Here is a 14849-nt window from a genome sequence, read left to right on the forward strand (position 1 = left end):
CCCTGACGTAACCACCACCACGTCCGGGTCGTTTGTCCTACATGCGTCACCTGCGGCTGCCCGCCCTCCTCGGACTCCTCCTGGCCCTCCTCGTGCTGGCCCCGACCGGCGCGCGGCCGGCCGGAGCCGCCCCGGCCTACACGGTGACGACGCTGCACTTCAAGGTGGTCGTCGGGCCGAACGACGACCAGGTCTGCGACATCGTCGGCGACGTCTACGTGCCGGCCGGCGCGACCAGCACCGACCGGGTGCCGGCCATCCTCACCACCAACGGGTTCGGCGGGTCGAAGGACGACCAGACGGCGATCGGCAAGGCGTTCGCGAGCCGCGGGTACGTCGTCCTGTCCTACTCCGGCCTCGGGTTCGGCGGCTCGTCCTGCAAGATCACGCTCGACGACCCCGACTGGGACGGCAAGGCCGGCCGCCAGCTGGTGAGCTACCTCGGCGGCGGGCGCGGCATCGCCTACCTCGACGCCGAGCACACCCGGCCCGCGCCGCGGCTCGACGTCGTCGTGCACGACCCGGTCGACCACCGCGGCACCGCGCGGGCCATCGACCCCCGGGTGGGCACGCTCGGCGGCTCGTACGGCGGCGGGTTCCAGTTCGCGACCGCGTCGGTCGACCCGCGGGTCGACACCCTGGTGCCGCTGGTCACCTGGAACGACCTCAGCTACAGCCTCGCCCCCAACAACACCGACCGGACCAGGGGTGTGTCCTCGGCGCACTCGGGGTCGGCGAAGCAGTGGTGGGCGATCGGGTTCTCCCTGCTCGGCCTCACCGGCGACCAGCAGAACGGGCAGGTGCCGCCCGACGCGCTGCCGTGCCCGAACTTCGCCGACTTCGTCTGCCCGGCGCTCGTCACCGCCGGCACCACCGGCTACCTGCAGCCCGGGGACGTCGCCCACCTCCGGCACGCGTCCGTGGCGTCGTACATCCACCGGATCCGGGCGCCCGTCCTCCTCGTCCAGGGCCAGAACGACACCCTCTTCAACCTCAACGAGGCGATCGCGACCTACCAGGCGCTCGAGGCCCAGGGCACCGAGGTGAAGATGATCTGGCAGTCGTGGGGCCACTCCGGCCCGGCGGCGCCCGGCGAGATCGACCTGGGCAACCCGGTGCCCTCCGAGCAGTACGAGACCGGCCGGATCCTCCACTGGCTCGACCACTACCTCAAGGACGCAACCGTCGGCACCGGCCCCGAGTTCGCCTACTTCCGCGACTGGGTGAGCTACACCGGCAACGCCCGGCCGGCCTACGCTGCCAGCGCGCGGTTCCCCGTCGGCACCGGCCAGGTCTACCGGCTGTCCGGCGCCGGCGACCTGGTCTCGGGTACGACGACCGAGCCCGGCTCGCAGTCGTTCCTCACCACCGCCGCCGGCGCACCGACCGGGCTCAACACGCTCGACGTGCTCGGTAGCTACGTCGGCCAGCCGGTCAACGAGGTCACCGACCTGCCGGGGACGTTCGCCGCCTGGCAGACGTCCGAGCTCACGGAGCCGGTGACGGTGGTCGGCAAGCCGACAGCGCGGCTCGAGGTGGAGGCGCCCACGGCCGCAGTCACCCAGGCCGCCGGCGAGGCGGGGATGCTCGTCCTCTACGTGAAGGTCGCCGACGTCGGGCCGGACGGCAAGGCCCGGCTGATCCGCGCGCTCGAGGCGCCGGTGCGGATCCCGGACGTCACCAAGCCGTTCACGGTGGAGATCCCCGCGATCGTGCACCGCTTCGAGCCGGGCCACCGGATCCGCCTGATCGTCGCGGGCGGGTCGGTCAACTACCGCGGTGGCCTGGAGCCGACGCCGGTCACGATCGACTCCGGCCCCCGCCAGACCCTGACCCTGCCGGTCGTGCGCTAGGCACGGCGGTACGGTCGGGGCGTGCCCGTCGTACCTCCTCCTGCCTACGCCCTCGCCGGCGCCGTCGTCCAACACGTCCTCGCCGGGGACCGCCGCCCCGGGGCGCTGCGGAAGGTCGCCGGTGTCGCGACGGCCGCGGCGAGCCTGGCACTGATCGGCGGCAGCATCCAGCAGTTCCGGGAGCGGCGCACCACGGTCGAGCCGTTCCGGCCCGACCAGGCCAGCGCGCTGGTGACGACCGGCCCCAACGCCCTCACCCGCAACCCGATGTACGCCGGCATGGCCGGCCTGCTGACGGCGCACGCCCTCGTCCGTGGCGGCGTCCTCCCGGCGCTGCCGGTCGCTGCGTTCGTGGCGGTCATCGACCGGCTGCAGATCCGGCCCGAGGAGGCGGCCCTCGCCGCGAAGTTCGGCGAGGACTACGCCGCCTACTGCGACCGGGTGCCGCGCTGGCTGCCCGGCCTGCCGCACTGACGCGGACCGACGAAACCCGCCCAGACACGACGCAACCAATCGCGCCGCCGGAGCGTCATAGGAGATAGTGGTCCGGGCTATCAGCTCGGCCGTAGGAGGTCGCCGTGAGCAGGCAGCGGGAGTCCCGTCATCCGATCTGGACGCAGGTCCAGCACCTTCGACTCGCGGTCGGCCGACTGACCCGCCTTCTCGCGCGCACCTGATCCACCGCCCGGATGGCGTGCCCGGGCGTCCGGCGCGACGTACGGTTTGCCTATGGAGCAGCCGCACGTCACCGTCAACGGTGAGTCGCGCAGCCTGAGCGGCGCCGAGCCACCCACCACGGCCCTCGACTGGCTGCGCGGGCTCGGGCTGACCGGTGCCAAGGAGGGCTGCGCCGAGGGCGAGTGCGGTGCGTGCTCGGTGCTGCTCGCGAGGCCCGGCGTGGAGGCACCCACCGAGTGGACCGCGGTCAACGCCTGCCTCGTGCCGGCAGCCGCGCTCGCCGGCCAGGAGGTCGTCACCGCCGAGGGGCTCGGCGACCCGGACGCCCTCCACCCGGTCCAGCGGGAGCTCGCCGTGCGCGGAGGCTCCCAGTGCGGCTACTGCACGCCCGGCTTCGTCTGCAGCATGGCCGCGGAGTACTACCGGCCCGGCCGCTGCGCCTCCGGTGACTTCGACGAGCACGCGCTGTCGGGAAACCTGTGCCGGTGCACGGGCTACCGCCCGATCCTGGAGGCCGCCGAGGCGCTCGGCGCCCCCGCCGCGGGGGACCACCTGGGGTTCCGCACCACCGCGCCGCCTCCGGAGCCGGTCCCGGTCCGGGTGCCGGGGTTCGTCCGTCCGGACGGGCTCGCGGAGGCCCTCGAGCTGCTGGCGGAGGACGGCGCGGTCCCGATCGCCGGCTCGACCGACCTCGGCGTCGAGGCCAACCTCCGCGGGGCGCGCCCCGGGCTGCTGGTCGCGATCGACCACCTGCCGGAGCTGCGGGTCCTGAACCGCGGCACCGAGCACGTCGACATCGGCGCCGCCCTGTCGCTGACCGAGATCGAGCGCCGGCTGGAGGGCGCCGTACCCCTGCTGGACGCGGTGTTCCCGCAGTTCGCGTCGCGGCTGATCCGCAACGGCGCGACCATCGGCGGCAACCTCGGCACCGCCTCGCCGATCGGCGACCTGCCACCGGCGCTGCTCGCCCTCGACGCGTCGGTCGTGCTGGTGTCGACGGCGGGGGAGCGGACCGTGCCGCTGGTCGACTACTTCACCGGCTACCGCGAGACCGTGCTGCGGCCGGGCGAGCTGATCGCGAGCGTGCGGGTGCCGCTGCCGCTGGCGCCGACGGCGGCGTTCCACAAGATCGCCAAGCGGCGCTACGACGACATCTCGTCGGTGGCGATCGCGTTCGCGCTCGAGATCGTCGACGGCGTCGTGGCCCGGGCCGCGATCGGGCTCGGCGGGGTCGCGGCGACGCCGATCCGTGCCACCGAGGCCGAGCGTGCGCTGGTCGGGCGCAGGTGGGCGACCGACGTCGTGGCCGAGGCCGCGGCGATCCTCGGCCGCACGGGCACTCCGATCGACGACCACCGGGCCAGCGCGGACTACCGCCGGGCGATGCTCGAGACGTCGCTCGACAAGCTCTTCGCCGAGGCGGGTGCGGCATGAGCGTCGGTGAGACCCGCCCGCACGAGTCGGCCGCCCTGCACGTCACGGGACGTGCGCTCTACACCGACGACGTCGCGATCCGCGCGCCTCAGGTCCTCCACGCGCACCCGGTGTGCGCCCCGCACGCGCACGCGATGATCACCCGGCTCGACCCGAAGCCGGCCTACGACGTCCCGGGTGTGGTGCGGGTGCTGACCGCCGACGACGTGCCCGGGGTCAACGACTCCGGCACGAAGCACGACGAGCCGCTCTTCCCCACCGAGGTGATGTTCCACGGCCAGGCGGTCGCGTGGGTGCTGGGCGAGTCGCTGGAGGCGGCGCGGATCGGGGCGGCCGCGGTCGAGGTGGACTACGAGCCGATGCCGTCGATCGTGACCGTCGTCGAGGCGATCGAGGCCGGCAGCTTCCAGGGCGCCCGGCCGCGGCTGGAGCGCGGCGACGTGGAGGCGGGGCTGGCGGGCGCGGCCCACGTGTTCGAGGGCGAGATCGACTTCGCCGGGCAGGAGCACTTCTACCTCGAGACCCACGCGTCACTGGCGACGGTCGACGACGACGGGCGGGTCCACCTGCTGGCGAGCACCCAGCACCCCACGGAGACGCAGGAGATCGTCGCGCACGTGCTCGGCCTGGCCAGCCACGAGGTCACGGTGGAGTGCGTGCGGATGGGTGGCGGGTTCGGCGGCAAGGAGATGCAGCCACACGGGTACGCCGCCGTCGCCGCGCTCGGTGCTCGACTCACGGGTCGACCGGTGCGCGCGCGGCTCAACCGGCAGCAGGACATGACGATGAGCGGGAAGCGGCACGGCTTCCACGCGCGCTGGAAGGTCGGCTTCGACGACGAGGGCCGGCTGCAGGCGCTGGACGCGACGCTGACCTCGGACGGCGGGTGGAGCCTCGACCTGTCCGAGCCGGTGATGTCGCGGGCGCTGTGCCACGTCGACAACGCGTACTGGATCCCGAACGTCCGCGTCGACGGACGCGTCGCGCGGACGCACAAGACGTCGCAGACCGCGTTCCGCGGGTTCGGCGGACCGCAGGGGATGCTCGTGATCGAGGACATCCTCGGCCGGTGCGCGCCCCTGCTCGGGATCGACCCGACCGAGCTGCGACGGAGGAACTTCTACGTCGAGGGGCAGACGACGCCGTACGGCCAGCCGGTGCGGCACGCCGAGCGGCTCGGCCGCGCCTGGGACCAGGTCCTCGACACCTCGGACTTCGCGGCGCGATGCGAGGACATCGCCCGTGCGAACGCTCAGAGCCCCCATCGCAAGCGGGGTCTGGCGATCACGCCGGTGAAGTTCGGCATCTCGTTCAACTTCACGTCGTTCAACCAGGCCGGGGCGCTCGTCCACGTCTACAAGGACGGCTCGGTGCTCATCAACCACGGGGGCACCGAGATGGGACAGGGCCTCCACACGAAGATGCTGCAGGTCGCGGCGACCGCCCTGGGGCTCCCGATCGAGCGGGTGCGGCTCGCGTCGACCCGCACCGACAAGGTGCCCAACACCTCCGCGACCGCGGCCAGCTCCGGCGCCGACCTCAACGGCGCCGCGGTCAAGGACGCGTGCGAGCAGATTCTCGCCCGGCTGGCGCCGGTGCGTGAACGGCTGGTGCCGACGGCGACGTGGGACGAGGTCGTCCGGGCCGCCTACCTCGACCGGGTACAGCTGTGGGCCGCCGGCTTCTACAAGACCGAGGGGCTCTCGTGGGACCAGGTCGCCATGCGCGGCGAGCCGTTCAAGTACTTCGCCTACGGCGTCGCCGCCGCCGAGGTGTCGGTCGACGGGTTCACCGGCGCCTACCAGGTCGAGCGGGTCGACATCGTCCACGACGTCGGCGACAGCCTGTCACCGCTGGTCGACACCGGGCAGATCGAGGGAGGGTTCGTCCAGGGCGTCGGCTGGCTGACCCTCGAGGACCTGCGGTGGGACCTCTCCGACGGACCGTCGCGCGGCCGGCTGGCGACCCAGGCGGCGTCGACCTACAAGCTGCCGAGCCTGTCGGAGATGCCGGCGGACCTGCGCGTCACCCTCCTCGACCGGGCCACCGAGGACGGTGTCGTCTACGGGTCGAAGGCGGTGGGCGAGCCGCCGCTGATGCTGGCGTTCTCGGTGCGCGAGGCGCTGCGGGACGCGGTGGCGGCCTTCCACCCGCCGGGAACCGTGGTGGACCTGGCGTCCCCGGCGACCCCCGAGGCGGTGTTCTGGGCCATCCGGGCCACCGGAGGGAGGCCGGGCTGATGGACTGGCTGCGGGCGTTGCAGGGGTGCCGCGAGCGGCGTACTCCCTGCGTGCTGGTCACCGTCACCGACGTCCGCGGCCACGCGCCGCGCGAGGCCGGGGCGAAGCTGGTCGTCACCGCGGACGAGACGTGGGGCAGCGTCGGCGGCGGCAACCTCGAGGAGGCAGCCGTACGACGCGCCCGCGGCCTGCTGCGGGGGCTGGAGCTGACCGGAGCGGCGGCGCCGGTCACCGAGCGGCACACGCTGTCGGACAAGGTGCCCGTCGAGCACGGCGTGCAGTGCTGCGGCGGCGAGGTCACCCTGCTGCTCGAGCCGATGGGCGTCCGTCCGGCCGTCGCCGTCTTCGGGATGGGGCACGTCGGCTACGAGATCGCCCTGCTGCTGAGCCGGCACGAGCTCGAGCTCCACCTGGTCGACTCCCGCGCCGACCAGCTCGACGGGTCGCGGCTCGCGCCGGTGCAGGCCGGACCTGCCGACGTGCAGGTGCACCGGGTGCCGGTGCTGCCCGAGCTGGTGGTGGCCGAGCTGCCGGCCGGCACGCACGTCCTCGTGCTCACCCACGACCACGCCGAGGACCTCGCGATCCTCGACGCACTGCTCCGCTCGCCGGTGCCCGCGACCATCGGACTGATCGGCTCGGCGGCCAAGTGGACCCGCTTCCGTCGCAAGCTCGCGGAGCTCGGACACGCTCCCGACGTGCTCGACCGGGTCCGCACCCCGATCGGCGATCCGGCGGTGACGGGCGTCGAGGGGAAGACGCCGGCGGCCATTGCGGTGTCCGTCACAGTGGAGCTCCTGGCCCTGATCGGGGCGTCGGAGATCAGTACGCTCGAGCGGTGACCCCCGACCTGACTGCCGAGCTGACAGCCCAGCTGACTACCGGGCCCGGCGCCGTGTCCGAGTTCGACCGCGACATCGCGGTGTCGCGCGAGGGCGACCACTTCTCCGGCGAGCTGAAGGACGGCTGGCGCGTCGGCGGCGGCGTCAACGGCGGGTTCCAGCTGTCGCTGCTCGGCAACGCGATCCGCGCGGCGCTGCCGGACCACCCGGACCCGGTCGCGGTGAGCGCCTACTACATCTCCCCGGCGGTCGCCGGGCCGGCGCGGGTCGACGTACGCCCGCTCCGGACGGGCGGCCGCACCGCCACCGTGGCGGCCGACCTCCGCCAGGGCGACGACGTCAGGCTCAGCGTGCTGGCGACGTACGGCGACCTCGCCGCCTTCCCGTCGGACGACGTGCGCACGACCGCCGAGCCGGTCGTCCTGCCGCCTCGCGACGAGTGCGTGGCCAACACGCTCGCGCCGGAGGAGATCAAGGAGATGGCGCCGTTCACGCAGCGGTTCGAGATGCTCTTCCACCCCGACGAGGTGGGCTGGGCCGTCGGCAAGCCGAGTGGGCGGGGCCAGATCAGCGCGTGGTTCCGGCTCGCCGACGACCGTGAGCCCGACCCGCTGGCGCTGCTGATGGCGGTCGACGCGTTGCCGCCGGTGACGTTCGACCTCGGGCTGCCCGGCTGGGCGCCGACCGTCGAGCTCTCCGCCCACGTCCGGGCCAAGCCGGCTCCGGGCTGGCTGCGGCTGCGGCACCGCACCCGCAACGTCGCCGGCGGGTTCTTCGAGGAGGACTGCGAGGTCTGGGACTCCGCCGACCGGCTGGTCGCGCAGTCCCGCCAGCTCGCCCTCCTCCCGCGCTGACCGAGGTCCGTCAGTAGCGGATCCGGTCGTCCTTGGCGAGCCAGGCCTCGAACGGCGCGAACCCGTTGGGGAGCGGGTGGGGGGAGACCGGCATCGACCACTCGGATCGGGGCGTCGCGAAGAGGTCGTAGAACGCCCGGTCGTCGAAGCCGCCACGGGCGGCGTCGTCGCGGTCGGCGGCGTAGACGACCCGGTCCAGCCGGGCCCAGAGCGAGGCGGAGACGCAGAGAGGGCACGGCTCGCAGGAGGTGTAGAGCGTGCAGCCCGCGAGGCTGAAGTCGCCGAGCACCGAGCAGGCCGAGCGGATCGCGACGACCTCGGCGTGGGCGGTCGGGTCGAGGTCGCGGGTCACCCGGTTCTGGCCGCTGGAGACCAGCTCGTCGCCGCGCACGATGACCGCGGCGAACGGGCCGCCGCCGTGTGCGACGTTCGCGGTGGCGAGCTCGACGACGTGGCCGAGCCAGCTCTCGTCGTCGGTCGTGCCCATCACTCCATCTCTCCCATCCGCTCGTAGGTCTCGGTGATCGACCGCACCCGCTTGCCGCCCGCCCGGCCGCACGCCCCGAGCACGGCATCGGAGAGGACGCTGACCAGCGCCATCGGCGCGGCGTAGCTGTCGAACGCGAGGGAGTGCTGCAGGGGGCACTCGAGCCAGACCGACGCCTGCGACGCGTGGGCGACGGCCGTGGGGTCGCCGACGAGGACCACGGTCGCGCCGGTGGCCCCTGCTTCGGTGAGGAAGTCGCCGAAGAGCTTCGGACGCCGGCGGAAGCCGATGGCCACGATCACGTCCTCCGGGCCGAGGCCCGCCAGCTCCTCGCCCGTCGTCTGGCCGGGGAACGGGCCGACCATCACGTCGCCGCGCGCCTGGACCAGCTGCTCGCGAAGGTGGAGCGCGACCGGGTAGCTGTTGCGCCACCCGACCACGAGCACCCGCCGGGCCAGGGCAAGCAGGCCCGCCACCTCGAGGATCTTGGGGTGCTCGATCGCGCGGAGGATCGCGGCCTGCTCGAGCGCGGCCAACGCCTCGGTGTTGGGAGCCCCGTCGACGCGGCGCGGCTCGCCGGTGCCGCGCAGGGCGCGCAGGTGCTCGCGCACCTCGTCGAAGTCCTCGAACCCGAGGCTGCGGAACAGCCGGCTCATCGTCGCCCGGCTCACCCCGGCCAGGTCGGCGAGCTCGGCCGCGCGGTAGGTGGCCAGGTCGTCGAGGTGCTCGAGCAGGGTCGCGGCCGCGCGCCGCTCCTGCGGCGACAGCGCGTCGTGCCGCTCCGCGATCCGCTCGTCGATCCTCATCGGTGCTCCGCTTTCGTCGTAGGGCGCCGTCAGCTCCACCGGGTCACCCGATGCCCGCCCAGGCGCGCGGCTCGGCCGCCGCTCCGGCCCGGGTCACCGTCGCCGAGATCAGCCCGTAGGGCCGGTCGGCGGCGTGGAACACCTCGCCGGGGTTGTCGAGCCCGAACGGCTCGAGGTCCACGAGGAAGTGGTGCTTGTTGGGGCACTGGATGCGGATCTCGGCGATGTCCGGGCAGGCGTCGAGCGCGGCCGTCGCCATCGCGTGGATGGTCTGCTGCAGCGCCAGGCTGTGGGTCGTCGCGAACGCGCCGAGGAGCGCCGCGCGCACGGCCGCGTAGGCGGTGTCCCAGTCGGTGGCCCAGTCGGTGGCCCCGTCGGTGTCCGCTCCGGCGTAGCGCCAGGTCGCCGTCACGCTGGTCGCGAGGATCCGGTCGTCGGTCTCGGCCAGGGTGGTGAACCTGTCTCGCGGGAAGCCGCGGAACTCGCTCCCGGTGCTCTTGAGCACGACCAGGTCGGTCAGCCCGGCGAGGACGAACCGGACGTCGCCGTACGTCTGCACCCAGGCCGTGCGGGTCTCCTGCCCGCTCCGCACGAACGAGTGGCCGTTGGCGGGCAGCCGCTCCCACGCGTGCTGCTCGGCGGCGAACCAGGTCCCGGTCACCCACGGCTGGGCCGACCAGTGGTCGGCCAGCACCATCAGGAACGCCTCGGGGGAGGTGACGCCGTGCTCGCGAGCCAGCGCGTAGACGGAGTTCTTCTGGGTGTCCGTCGCGTGCACGTGGCTGTTGTCGCCCTCGGTGTAGGCCGTCGCGAAGTCGCCCCGCAGCTGGGTCGTGACGTTGAGGTCGTGGAGCACGTGGAGGTCGCTCGACCGGTCGACCTTGACGATGCGGCACTCGGCCTTGCCGTGCTGGAGGTCGGAGAGGACGTGCTCGGGTCTCGGGTCGGCCATCAGCTGCCTCGGTAGGTCGTGTAGGAGTACGGGCTCAGCAGCAGTGCCACGTGGTAGTGCGGCTGGCCGGCGTCGGTCGCGAAGTCGAGCGTCACGGACGGGTAGAACGTCTCGCGGCCGGCGGCCGCGAACCACTCGCCGGTCGCGAAGGTGATCCGGTGCTCGCCCGGCCCGAGATGGGTCTCGAACCGCACCCGGCCGTCGGCGTCGGTCGCGGCCCGCTCGGAGGAGCCGTCGGCGGCGGTGAGGAGCACGACGACGCCTGCTGCCGGTCGTCCGCGTGCGGCGTCGAGGACGTGGGTCGAACAGGTGCTCATGCCGTCACCGTCGCGTCCTCGACGAGGTCGGTCAACCGGAGCAGCGCGATCTCCGCGAGCTGCTCCTTGGTCACCGCGAGCTCGGTCGCAGGGTCGTTGCCCAGCCGCTGCTCGAGCAGGGCCAGGAGCTCCTCGCCGGACCGGCCCTTCGCGCGGACCAGGTAGATCCGCCCGAACCGCTCCTCGTAGGCGAGGTTGCCCGCCCGCAGCCGCTCGGCCAGGTCGGCGTCGGCCGGGTCCAGCCCGCCCTGCTCCGTGCGCGAGTGGTCGGCCGCGGCGCCGGAGCCCGTCGGTCGCTCGCCGATCCGGGGATGGTCCGCGAGCGCACCCTCGACCTCCGCCGGCGTCCACGTGGCCGCCTGGGCGCGGGCCGTGGCCAGCAGGTGGGCCGGGTCGTCGTACGGACGGCCGACGGTGAGGACGTGGACCCAGGAGTCGATGCCGACGCACGCTCGCAGAGCGGCGGCCGCCTCGTCGTCGGGCAGCGTGTTGAAGTCCTCGATCCGCACGTGTCACCTCTCCTGGTGGACTGAAACTACCGTTGCGCGCGGTCCCGCACGTACCGATCGCCGGTGTCAGTCGCGGGTGGCGCGGAGGAGCCGGGACCGGCTCATCCCGAAGACCCAGCGGAGGCCGGGGTGCTCGCTGAGCGACCAGAGCAGGTCGGTCTGGGGCCAGTAGACGAGGTCTTCCGGACCGGGCGGGGTGGCCCAGCGCTGGGTGCGGAACGCGCCGGGGGTGCCGATGTGGACGTGGCCGTACGTCGTGCGGCCGTGCGACGAGGTGACGAAGTAGGTGCCGTCGACGACGGCGGTGCCCTGCATCCGCGTGAGCCCGTCCTCGCCGTCGAGCACCGGCCGGGAGACGCCGTCCTCGCCGGTCGCCAGCAGGCCGGTCTCCGCATCGGTGGGGAATCGCGCGAGCCGCCGGGTCTGCTTGCTGTTGCCGTACTCTCCGACGACGAGCGACGGCGGGTCGGTGCTGCGGTCGAGGGTCATGAACGAGAAGCGCAGTCGCTCGACGCCCTCCTCGTTGGCGGCCTGGTAGGCGAAGCGGACCGGCAGCACGTAGTCGTGCCCGTAAGTCTCGAGCCCTGCGCCTGCCGGCACCTCGAGCACGTCCTCGACACGGCAGGTGAGGAACCCGCGGCCGGTCCGCGCGATGTGCAGGTAGGGCCCGTGCCACACGACGCCGCCGGCGTGCGCCTTCAGCGGCCGGAAGCCCGGCCGCCCGGCCCCTGAGCCTGTCGAAGGGTCGAGGGTCGGCTCGACGAGCAGCACGTGCCGGTAGCGCTTCGCCTCGAGGTCGATGAAGCTGACCCGCGAGCCGTGGCTGCGCTTGGAGTACCACGACGTGACGATCACGTCGCGCTCGACGTCGGTCCGGACCGACGTACTGATGCCCTGGGGGTACCAGAACAGGTCGCGCCGGTCGCGGCGCTCCCAGGTCAGCGCGCGGTCGACGGCGCGCCCGAGGAGCCGCGGGTGCGGCAGGTAGGTGCGCCGCATGCGGCGGTCCAGGTCGCCGAGCACGCCGGCTATCCCGACCCGACCGCCGCCGTGCTCCTCGAGGAGGCCGGCGAGCGCGTCGATCTCGGCGACGTTCTCCTCGGTGCGGGTGAGGTGCACGCCGAAGGGTGGGGGTGCGGTCTGGTCCACGGCGGTCAAACGTAGATCATGGTCCTCGTGAGGGGCATCTTCTTCAGCGAGGACGACGCGCGAGCGGCGGCGCTGGTGCTCGCCCGCGGCGGCTTCGAGGCGGCCGTCGTCAGGGAGCGCCTGGCGGGTGAGGACGACGACGAGGACCACCCCTGGGCCGTTGTCACCGACGCCCCGATGATCCAGCTGGAGATGCTCGTCGAGACGTACGACGGGTGGCTGGACCTCGACGACGAGGAGACCGCGCCGGAGCCCCTGCCGCTGCCGGAGGAGCCGAAGCGGATCAAGCGCGAGTCCTGATCAGTCGGTGCTCCCGCGCGTGCACGCCCCCGGGCCGCCGCCGGACTGCTCGGCCTGCACCGCACTGGCGGCGCCACCGGCGAAGTCCTCGGCGATGAGCACGAGGTCGCCTGCCCGCTCGAGGTCGAAGTCGCCCAGCTCGGCGAACGGCTGCGCGGTGATCGGGTCGACGCCGTCCTGGACGAGGTCCTCGCGGGCGGCGACGTCGTCCTCCGCTGCGTCGTCACTGTCGTACTGCAGCGCGAGCAGCACCTCGGGATCCTCGCCGTAGACCAGTAGCGCCCGGGCCTCGGGGCGCCCGAGGTCGTCATAGATGGCGCGCTGCCGCTCGTCCAGCCGGCCGCCCAGCGCACAGCCCGCCTCGCCACCGGTCGTCATCAGCGCGAGCTCCGGGTCGCCGTCGGCAGCGTCGAGCAGGTCGTTCATCCGGCCGTCGTCGGCGAGCGAGTCGGCGTCGTCGGTGATCACGTCGGCGACGTCGCGCAGGGGTTCGGGTGAGCTGATGCTGCCCGCGACGATCTGCTCGTCCTCGTCGAGCAGCACGTTGCTCATGACCAGTGGATAGACGCCGCCGTGCTTGCCGGTCTCCGATGCCTCGGAGACGTCGGTCGAGTAGATCGCGAGGTCGCCGTCACCCTGGTCGTCGTACCCCTTGTCCACGAGGTCCTCGGCGAGCGCGTCGAAGTCGACGTCGTCCCCGACCTTCCAGACGAAGGCCGAACCGCCTCCGGGCTCGTCCGGGTCACCCCAGGTGGCCTGGATCTCCCACTGGACGTCGACGTCGTTGAAGGGCGCGTCCCGCATCGCCCGGAGGTGGGGCGACAGCTCGGTGAAGGAGACGGCGTCGTCCGAGTGCTCGAGTGCCGCGCCCAGGTAGTCCTCGACATCACTCTCGCTGAGGTCCCTCGGGTCGAGGTCGTCCGTGCTGATCCGCTCCGCCCACGCCTCCCGGTCGGCGAACCGCACCTGGTAGGTGTCGGCCGGGACGTACTCGAACGCCTCCTCGACGCTCGAACCACGGTCGAACAGGCCGCAGCCGGCGAGTGTGGGAGCGAGGACGACGACGAGCGCCGATGCGGGGCGGAGGACGGGGCGACCGAGACGCATGGGGACCATCATTACCCTGCTCACCATGAGTGACTTCGCGGCCCACCGTCTGCTCCTCGTGCACGCCCATCCCGACGACGAGTCGATCGGCCAGGGAGCCACGATGGCCAAGTACGCCGCCGAGGGCCGCAGCGTGACCCTCGTGACCTGCACCGCCGGCGAGATGGGCGAGATCCTCGTCCCCGACCTCGAGCACCTCGCCGCCGACAAGGAGGACGGCCTCGGCGAGCACCGCAAGGGCGAGCTCGCGGCGGCGATGGCCGAGCTCGGCGTCAGCGACCACCGCTTCCTGGGCGGGTTCGGCACCTACCGCGACTCGGGCATGAAGTGGCACGAGGACGGCCACGCCGTCGCCGCCGACGACATCCACGACAACGCCTTCTGGCACGCCGACCTCACCGAGGCCGCCAACCACCTGGTCCCGGTGATCCGCGAGCTGCGGCCCCAGGTGCTGGTGACCTACGACGAGTTCGGCGGCTACGGCCATCCCGACCACATCCAGGCCCACCGGGTCGCGATGTACGCCGCGCAGCTGGCCGCCGCGCCGTCGTACCGCCGCGACCTGGGGGAGGCCTGGGACATCCCCAAGATCTACTGGTCGGCGATGTCGGAGAGCCGGTTCCGCCACGGGCTGCGGAAGCTGCGAGAAGCGGGGGACACGACGTCGTTCGAGGGGATGGACCCCGACGGCTACCTGCCGCCGTTCTTCGTCCCCGACGAGGACATCACCGCCGAGGTCGACGCGACCGACTACATCGAGCAGAAGATGGCCGCGCTCAAGGCGCACGCGACCCAGATCGCGACCGACGGGCCGTTCTTCGCGCTGTCGAACAACGAGGGCGTCCTCGTCTGGGGCCGCGAGCTCTACCGCCTGGTCAAGGGCGTGGCCGGGCCGACCGGTGACAACGGGTGGGAGGCCGACCTCTTCGCCGGCATCCCCGGGTGACCGGCGCGCTCGCGGCGCGCGCTGCGGTCGCCGTGCTCGCGCTGGTCGGTGGGGCGACCATCGGCTGCGCCGCCGTCGTACTGCACCGGTACTGGTGGGGCCTCCTGCTCGGCGTCGCGGCGACGGCAGCACTGCTGGTGGCGATCCCGGGCGGCTGGTGGCGCCGGCTCCCGTTCGCCCTGGGGTGGGTCGCGGCGGTGTTGGTGCTCACCGGTGAGCGGCCGGAGGGAGACCTGCTCGTGACGCAGACGGCGACCGGCTACCTGCTGCTCGCGGCAGGCCTGGGCGTCCTGCTCGGTGGGGTGGTGGGGCTCCGGCGGCACCCCGCCGCCGACCCCTCGATTAACGATCGGGGCGCATCGACTTCCTAGGATG

16 protein-coding genes are annotated in these 14849 nt (G+C 73.0%); 9 read left to right on the forward strand and 7 right to left on the reverse strand.

Annotated features, from left to right (window positions below; genetic code table 11):
- The first annotated feature begins 41 nt into the window (after positions 1-41).
- The 6 genes from F0U47_RS16925 to F0U47_RS16950 all read left to right on the forward strand — a co-directional run bounded on the left by F0U47_RS16925 (position 42) and on the right by F0U47_RS16950 (position 7901).
- Positions 42-1853, forward strand: coding sequence for a CocE/NonD family hydrolase (locus F0U47_RS16925; protein ID WP_149751637.1), 1812 nt, complete (start codon positions 42-44; stop codon positions 1851-1853).
- A 21-nt stretch (positions 1854-1874) separates the two neighbouring features.
- On the forward strand, positions 1875-2327 hold the full coding sequence (locus F0U47_RS16930; RefSeq protein WP_149751638.1) for a methyltransferase family protein: 453 nt from the start codon (positions 1875-1877) through the stop codon (positions 2325-2327).
- Positions 2328-2582: 255 nt separating this feature from the next.
- The gene (locus F0U47_RS16935; RefSeq protein ID WP_149751639.1) at positions 2583-3965 is read left to right on the forward strand and encodes a xanthine dehydrogenase small subunit; all 1383 of its coding nucleotides are present in this window, start codon (positions 2583-2585) and stop codon (positions 3963-3965) included.
- Positions 3962-6205, forward strand: coding sequence for a xanthine dehydrogenase molybdopterin binding subunit (gene xdhB / locus F0U47_RS16940; protein WP_149751640.1), 2244 nt, complete (start codon positions 3962-3964; stop codon positions 6203-6205). Before F0U47_RS16935 ends, xdhB begins: the two co-directional genes overlap by 4 nt.
- A complete protein-coding gene (xdhC, locus tag F0U47_RS16945; RefSeq protein WP_149751641.1) occupies positions 6205-7047 on the forward strand; it encodes a xanthine dehydrogenase accessory protein XdhC in 843 nt (280 codons plus the stop codon). Before xdhB ends, xdhC begins: the two co-directional genes overlap by 1 nt.
- Entirely contained in the window at positions 7044-7901 is an 858-nt protein-coding gene (locus tag F0U47_RS16950; protein WP_246159673.1) for a thioesterase family protein, read from the forward strand. Before xdhC ends, F0U47_RS16950 begins: the two co-directional genes overlap by 4 nt.
- Positions 7902-7911: 10 nt before the next feature.
- On the opposite strand, the gene F0U47_RS16955 is transcribed toward F0U47_RS16950, so the two are convergent.
- The 6 genes from F0U47_RS16955 to F0U47_RS16980 all read right to left on the reverse strand — a co-directional run bounded on the left by F0U47_RS16955 (position 7912) and on the right by F0U47_RS16980 (position 12121).
- The gene (locus tag F0U47_RS16955; RefSeq protein ID WP_149751642.1) at positions 7912-8388 is read right to left on the reverse strand and encodes a nucleoside deaminase; all 477 of its coding nucleotides are present in this window, start codon (positions 8386-8388) and stop codon (positions 7912-7914) included.
- Positions 8388-9194: a MurR/RpiR family transcriptional regulator gene (locus F0U47_RS16960; protein WP_149751643.1), complete on the reverse strand. Its 807-nt coding sequence runs from the start codon at positions 9192-9194 to the stop codon at positions 8388-8390. The genes F0U47_RS16955 and F0U47_RS16960 overlap by 1 nt, the downstream gene beginning before the upstream one ends.
- Positions 9195-9237: 43 nt before the next feature.
- The gene (pucL, locus tag F0U47_RS16965; RefSeq protein WP_149751644.1) at positions 9238-10146 is read right to left on the reverse strand and encodes a factor-independent urate hydroxylase; all 909 of its coding nucleotides are present in this window, start codon (positions 10144-10146) and stop codon (positions 9238-9240) included.
- Positions 10146-10463: a hydroxyisourate hydrolase gene (gene uraH / locus F0U47_RS16970; RefSeq protein ID WP_149751645.1), complete on the reverse strand. Its 318-nt coding sequence runs from the start codon at positions 10461-10463 to the stop codon at positions 10146-10148. The genes pucL and uraH overlap by 1 nt, the downstream gene beginning before the upstream one ends.
- Positions 10460-10972 carry a 2-oxo-4-hydroxy-4-carboxy-5-ureidoimidazoline decarboxylase gene (uraD, locus tag F0U47_RS16975; protein ID WP_149751646.1) on the reverse strand — a complete coding sequence of 171 codons (513 nt, stop codon included), beginning with the start codon at positions 10970-10972 and terminating at the stop codon, positions 10460-10462. Before uraD ends, uraH begins: the two co-directional genes overlap by 4 nt.
- 66 nt (positions 10973-11038) lie before the next feature.
- On the reverse strand, positions 11039-12121 hold the full coding sequence (locus F0U47_RS16980) for a hypothetical protein (RefSeq protein ID WP_149751647.1): 1083 nt from the start codon (positions 12119-12121) through the stop codon (positions 11039-11041).
- A 27-nt stretch (positions 12122-12148) separates the two neighbouring features.
- Between F0U47_RS16980 and F0U47_RS16985 the strand changes: the two genes are divergently transcribed.
- Positions 12149-12421, forward strand: a complete 273-nt coding sequence (locus F0U47_RS16985; RefSeq protein WP_149751648.1) for a hypothetical protein — start codon at positions 12149-12151, stop codon at positions 12419-12421.
- On the opposite strand, the gene F0U47_RS16990 is transcribed toward F0U47_RS16985, so the two are convergent.
- Positions 12422-13528 carry a hypothetical protein gene (locus tag F0U47_RS16990; RefSeq protein ID WP_149751649.1) on the reverse strand — a complete coding sequence of 369 codons (1107 nt, stop codon included), beginning with the start codon at positions 13526-13528 and terminating at the stop codon, positions 12422-12424.
- A gap of 25 nt (positions 13529-13553) precedes the next feature.
- Between F0U47_RS16990 and mshB the strand changes: the two genes are divergently transcribed.
- Entirely contained in the window at positions 13554-14474 is a 921-nt protein-coding gene (mshB, locus tag F0U47_RS16995) for an N-acetyl-1-D-myo-inositol-2-amino-2-deoxy-alpha-D-glucopyranoside deacetylase (protein WP_149751650.1), read from the forward strand.
- A complete protein-coding gene (locus F0U47_RS17000; RefSeq protein WP_149751651.1) occupies positions 14471-14845 on the forward strand; it encodes a hypothetical protein in 375 nt (124 codons plus the stop codon). Before mshB ends, F0U47_RS17000 begins: the two co-directional genes overlap by 4 nt.
- Positions 14846-14849: the final 4 nt, after the last annotated feature.

It is taken from the genome of Nocardioides antri (assembly GCF_008373765.1).
In the GTDB taxonomy this organism is placed as follows: domain Bacteria; phylum Actinomycetota; class Actinomycetes; order Propionibacteriales; family Nocardioidaceae; genus Nocardioides; species Nocardioides antri.

What these genes read in the sequence shown, in the direction of transcription:
- F0U47_RS16935 (WP_149751639.1), top strand. Translation starts at nt 2,583, where the DNA reads ATGGAGCAGCCGCACGTCACCGTCAACGGTGAGTCGCGCAGCCTGAGC.
- F0U47_RS16990 (WP_149751649.1), bottom strand. Translation starts at nt 13,528, where the DNA reads ATGCGTCTCGGTCGCCCCGTCCTCCGCCCCGCATCGGCGCTCGTCGTC.
- xdhB (WP_149751640.1), top strand. Translation starts at nt 3,962, where the DNA reads ATGAGCGTCGGTGAGACCCGCCCGCACGAGTCGGCCGCCCTGCACGTC.
- F0U47_RS16955 (WP_149751642.1), bottom strand. Translation starts at nt 8,388, where the DNA reads ATGGGCACGACCGACGACGAGAGCTGGCTCGGCCACGTCGTCGAGCTC.
- pucL (WP_149751644.1), bottom strand. Translation starts at nt 10,146, where the DNA reads ATGGCCGACCCGAGACCCGAGCACGTCCTCTCCGACCTCCAGCACGGC.
- F0U47_RS16960 (WP_149751643.1), bottom strand. Translation starts at nt 9,194, where the DNA reads ATGAGGATCGACGAGCGGATCGCGGAGCGGCACGACGCGCTGTCGCCG.
- xdhC (WP_149751641.1), top strand. Translation starts at nt 6,205, where the DNA reads ATGGACTGGCTGCGGGCGTTGCAGGGGTGCCGCGAGCGGCGTACTCCC.
- mshB (WP_149751650.1), top strand. Translation starts at nt 13,554, where the DNA reads ATGAGTGACTTCGCGGCCCACCGTCTGCTCCTCGTGCACGCCCATCCC.
- uraH (WP_149751645.1), bottom strand. Translation starts at nt 10,463, where the DNA reads ATGAGCACCTGTTCGACCCACGTCCTCGACGCCGCACGCGGACGACCG.
- F0U47_RS16925 (WP_149751637.1), top strand. Translation starts at nt 42, where the DNA reads ATGCGTCACCTGCGGCTGCCCGCCCTCCTCGGACTCCTCCTGGCCCTC.